The following is a 5,142-nucleotide window of genomic DNA, read 5'->3' as shown; positions in this document are numbered from 1 at the left end:
AATCTGAATATCATCTTTCTGGAAAGCTTCAGCTCTTCAATTGGCTGAAAAAGCAAGGAATCAATGCTGAACTCGAAAGTTTCGACCCACAGATGAAGCAGAAACCGGACATTGCTTTCGATTTGCAAAACCAAAAATATGCAATTGAATTCCAATGTTCAGTTATACCCGAAGAGACTTTTGTGAAAAGGACCAGAACTTATTTGCATTATGGTGTAATACCAATTTGGGTTGCTGCAGAGACATTGGTCAGGCGCAAGAAAAATAATGTTGTATCAATCAATAACTTCCTCTATCTCTTCACTAGGCAGACAAGGCACACTTGGACTATCCCGGCTTTTTGTCCGATTTCAGGGCAATTTATCAATCTGAATGGAGCCATTCCAATCACTTCCAAGAAGACAATCACGAATCTTATAGTGAACTCACTTAATCAGTATTCAATAGAGGAGCTACTGAGCCCAATCGATAAGCCATTCCCCATATTGAAGACTTGGCAAGCTGAAAATCAAAAGCTGAAATCCCGCTACTTAACTTCCCCAGGAGCATGGCAAAATCCATTTCTGAAAGAACTCTATCGCAATCACCTAAGCCTTCTTACACTTCCATCCGAAATTGGCCTTCCTGTCCGCTCGAGCCCCTATATTGAAACACCTTCACTCATATGGCAGACATTCTTATACCTAGATGTATTCCGGCATTATCAAAAGGGGGACATAATAATTTATGCAAATATCCGGGAAGCCTTTGATAGGCGAGTAAGCAGGAAAGAAATCAAACTACGAACCCTGCCTGTTGCTGGGCAAAGAGACCATTGGTACGCTCTTGCTGAATATGTATTTCTTTTAACAAAGGTATCATTCTTGGAAAGAATCAATTCAGGTACAGTGAGAGTACTCCGGGAAATTATTATCCCAGGTTCAATTGACGAACAAATCAATGCAGAAGGCAACTTTTTCACCAAGTACAGAAATGAAATTACACAATCAATATTCCCACTAACATGAAATGTGATATAACTGCGTAAAATAGGGTAGTTAGAATGCAAATTCTCAAAAAGAAAACTTTTTCCTTATTTAATTTTATAGAAGGAAATAAGAAACCATTATCGAATATATGTTACTAGAAAAGTTTTTCGAAATCCGAAATGTTGTTAGGAGGATCCATATGTCAAACGAATCTACAGTAAAGAAATTACCAGCAAGGGACGAGGTTTCTGCAGAGAATACTTGGAGACTTGAGGATATTTTTGCGGTTGATGAGCAATGGGAAAAAGAATTTAATGAAGTTAAAGGATTGATTCCTTCTGTTCAGGAGTATCAAGGCAAGCTTGGTGAAAGTGCTGAACAACTTTATAGTGCACTCCAGTTGCAGGATAAATTGCTTGAGCGTCTAGGACGACTTTATACATACGCGCACATGCGCTATGACCAGGATACAACGAATTCCTTTTATCAGGGGCTTGATGACCGCATCAAGAATCTGTATTCTCAAGCAGCAAGCGCACTTGCCTTCATCGTGCCGGAAATCCTGGCTGTTGATGAAGAGAAAATCAAAGGCTTCTTGAATGAAAAAGAAGAGTTGAAGCTTTATGAGCATGCATTGGAGGAAATCAATCTTCAGCGTCCGCATGTGCTATCCGCTGAAGAGGAAGCGCTCCTCGCTCAAGCATCAGAGGTAATGAGCTCACCTTCGAATACATTTGGAATGCTGAACAATGCTGATTTAGAATTCCCTTCAATCAAGGACGAGAACGGAGAAGAAGTGGAGATCACGCATGGCCGCTATATCCGTTTCCTTGAAAGCGAAGATCGCAGGGTTCGAGAAGATGCTTTCAAAGCTGTGTACAAAACATATGGCAGCTTTAAAAATACCTTTTCCAGCACATTGAGCGGAAATATTAAAAAGGATAATTTCAATGCAAGGATTCGCAAGTATGACTCTGCTAGGCATGCCGCGCTTTCTGCGAATAATATTCCTGAAAGTGTTTATGAAAACCTTGTGAATACCGTTAATGACAACCTGCACCTCCTGCACAGATATGTCAAGCTTCGCAGGAAGGTATTAGGTCTTGATAAGCTTCATATGTATGACCTTTATACACCGCTTGTTAAGGATGTGAAAATGGAGATTCCTTATGGTGAAGCAAAGGAATATGTCCTAAAAGGTTTAGCACCTCTTGGAGATGAATATAACAATATCCTAAAAGAAGGATTTGAAAATCGCTGGGTGGATGTTTATGAGAATAAAGGAAAGCGCAGCGGAGCTTATTCTTCAGGGGCGTATGGCACTAATCCATATATCCTGATGAACTGGCAGGACAATGTTAATAACTTGTTTACGCTGGCTCACGAGTTTGGCCATTCCGTGCACAGCTACTACACCAGAAAGACGCAGCCATATCCATACGGCAACTACTCTATTTTCGTTGCTGAAGTGGCGTCTACTTGTAATGAAGCATTGCTGAATGACTATATGCTAAAAACAATTGATGATGAGCAGAAGCGACTGTATCTTCTGAATCATTACCTCGAAGGCTTCAGGGGAACAGTATTCAGACAGACTATGTTTGCTGAATTTGAACATATGATTCACCAAAAGGCACAAAATAACGAGGCGTTAACGGCTGATTCTTTGACAAAAGATTACTACGAGCTCAACAAAAAGTATTTCGGTGAAGAGGACATCATTATTGATGAAGAAATCGGTCTTGAATGGTCAAGAATCCCGCATTTCTACTACAATTATTATGTATACCAGTATGCGACTGGCTTCAGCGCGGCAACAGCGCTGAGCAAACAAATCCTTGAAGAAGGGGAGCCGGCTGTTGAGCGCTATATTGATTTCTTGAAATCAGGCAGCTCAGATTATCCAATCGAAGTACTGAAAAAAGCGGGCGTCGATATGACAAGTTCTAAACCAATCGAGGATGCATTGAAAGTATTCGAAGAAAAGCTTAACGAAATGGAAGCATTGCTTTCATAATTAGAAAAGCGCATGCGCCTTGTCCAGCCCCGACAAGCGGTGCCCGCCTTAAAGCGCCACGTCCTGTGGCTGGCGGGTCTATCACATCGTGTGCCACGGAGGGCCGTCCATGAAGTCGTTTTTTGACTTCATTGGGCGGACCGAAGCGTCTCGAGGGGCTAGGCGCTGGAGCTAGACAATTCTCGAAGTGATATATATTCTCTGCTTGCATAAACGAAACCGGCCGCAGAAATTGCGACCGGTTTTTTACCTTCTAACACTGCCTAAGGTCAAAAAAGACTCTTGATCTTGAAAGGCACCTGGAAAAGAGAGTTAGAAGCCTTTGAACTTTTTTCGGTTATTTAAATATATCAGTAAAATAAATAATGCTAGAAATAGAATAGGAGAGGTTAGATACAAGGGCAGGAGATGCATTAATCCAAAAATATGAAGGATAAATGAAAAAAGTATGAACAGAGCAATAAGGGAAAGACCTAGTTTATCCAATTGAATCACTCCGGATCGCTTTATAGTTCATTTATATGCTTCAGTCCAGGCATTCATGAATGGGATTTGACAATATTGTGAAATAACACACAAGGTTATTGTGATAGGAGGAAGGGTTATGATATATTTATAGCGTGAAGTTGATCACAAGCAAACATTTACCCCTTTGTTTGACCGTGAAAAATTTCTCCCATCCCCTTTGTTCGTATAAAATAGAGAAAAGGTCTTGCAGTTGGAGAGCTGCAAGGCCTTTTTCTGTTTATTAATGCGTAAGTCATACATAATTAGGTGAAAAAACACTAGCAGAAGTGATGAAATAAAAATATATAGACTATATCTCGATATATATTGGCGATATTTTAATTTTATCGACCACATTTCGAAATATATCGGCGGATTATTGATTTTATCGACCACATTTAAAAATATATCGGCGTATTTTTAAATATATCGACCAACCGCTTTTTATCGAGCGGTTGCCTAGGAATCTTTTCTTTATATTCCAGTGCCCCAAACTGAAGGACAGTCTACACGATCAACAAATTAAAAAGACCGCGCAAATGCACGGTCATCCTTCAACATATCGCCAAAACACTCCATATTTAGCGGGGATTTGTTCGACTTGTTGTTTTAACATTAATTTCTTTAATTCCTTCTCTGCCTGTTGAACAGTTATATCATATACAACGGCTACTTCCTTGGAGGCGACCATTTTGTATTGCTTCAGGAATTGTTCGAGAATCGGCGGATGGGCCGCTTCTGGTTTTTCCTGCAGCATTTCTTCCAGGATCTGCACGTATACCTCATATGGGTAAAGACCGGTAATCTTAATGCCTTCCTCTTCAATATTGGCGTTAAAAAAGACGAAAGTCGGGATTTCCTGGACATCCATTTCATTCGTTATTTTTAAATCACACTGAAATGCTTTTGCTGCTGTTTCAGAATGGATATCGGTTACGAATTCCTCTACGTCTAGACCGACGCTCCTCGCGCAGTTTTTTAGTACCTCGAAGTTCGAGACATTCTGTTTTTCAAGAAATAGCACTTCCTGAAGCTTGCGCAGGAACCTGATGCCTTTCTTTCTCCCCTGAAGCTCAGCTGATTTTATTGCAATCGATGCTAGATACGGGGAAGACACAGGATTTTCAAACCACAGTGAACCGTCACAGGACATACCTGTTCTGCTTGCAGTTTTTTCCCAAAGCTCGGCAATTGTTTCATAACGTTTTTTCCTGCTCATATTCAGGGTGGCAAGTTTGCCGCTTAAAACATGGCGAATTGAAAAATACTTGCCGTATTCAATTTGGAGCTTTTTGATGATTGGTTCGAGTGCCCAGCATTCCGGACAGAGCGGGTCGACAAACATATAAATCTCGATAGGTTTTTTATCCAAGCTATGGCAAAACTCTGATGGATCATAGCTCAAAAGGTTTTCCCGACTCAGTTTCATGTGTTATCACCAGTTTCGTCATCTGGTGTATTGATCATATGCTGGGCGGTCAGGTAAAGTCTTGCGTAAAAGTCCTCTCTTACAGGGCCTTCAAGACCAACTTCATCCATGGCCTCAGCCATACATGCAAGCCATGCTGTTGCCCTGGTCGGCGTGATTTCGAAAGGCAGATGTCTTGCGCGGAGCATTGGGTGGCCATGTTCATTGGTATATAAGGGCGG

3 protein-coding genes and 1 pseudogene are annotated in these 5,142 nt (G+C 41.0%); 2 read left to right on the top strand and 2 right to left on the bottom strand.

The genetic code is table 11. From position 1 onward, the window contains the following. Together ACH0QE_RS13005 and pepF are read left to right on the top strand one after the other, a co-directional pair. A partial coding sequence (locus ACH0QE_RS13005; protein ID WP_415801062.1) for a competence protein CoiA occupies positions 1-1,007 on the top strand: 1,007 nt, incomplete at its 5' end. A gap of 160 nt (positions 1,008-1,167) precedes the next feature. Beyond that, the gene (pepF, locus tag ACH0QE_RS13000) at positions 1,168-2,985 is read left to right on the top strand and encodes an oligoendopeptidase F (protein WP_415801061.1); all 1,818 of its coding nucleotides are present in this window, start codon (positions 1,168-1,170) and stop codon (positions 2,983-2,985) included. Between the two features lie 1,054 nt (positions 2,986-4,039). Here the strand turns inward: pepF and ACH0QE_RS12995 are convergent. Both ACH0QE_RS12995 and ACH0QE_RS12990 read right to left on the bottom strand, forming a co-directional pair. After that, positions 4,040-4,921 (bottom strand): ClpXP adapter SpxH family protein, encoded by an 882-nt coding sequence (locus ACH0QE_RS12995; RefSeq protein WP_415801060.1) that lies wholly within the window; start codon positions 4,919-4,921, stop codon positions 4,040-4,042. Then, positions 4,918-5,142, bottom strand: a pseudogene (locus ACH0QE_RS12990) (globin); the annotation flags it as partial. The pseudogene ACH0QE_RS12990 and the gene ACH0QE_RS12995, both read right to left, overlap by 4 nt.

It is taken from the genome of Mesobacillus sp. (assembly GCF_047739415.1).
Taxonomy (GTDB): Bacteria; Bacillota; Bacilli; order Bacillales; family Cytobacillaceae; genus Mesobacillus.
The sequence above is the reverse complement of the archived record's forward strand: the minus strand, read 5'-3'. Positions and strand labels throughout refer to the sequence as shown.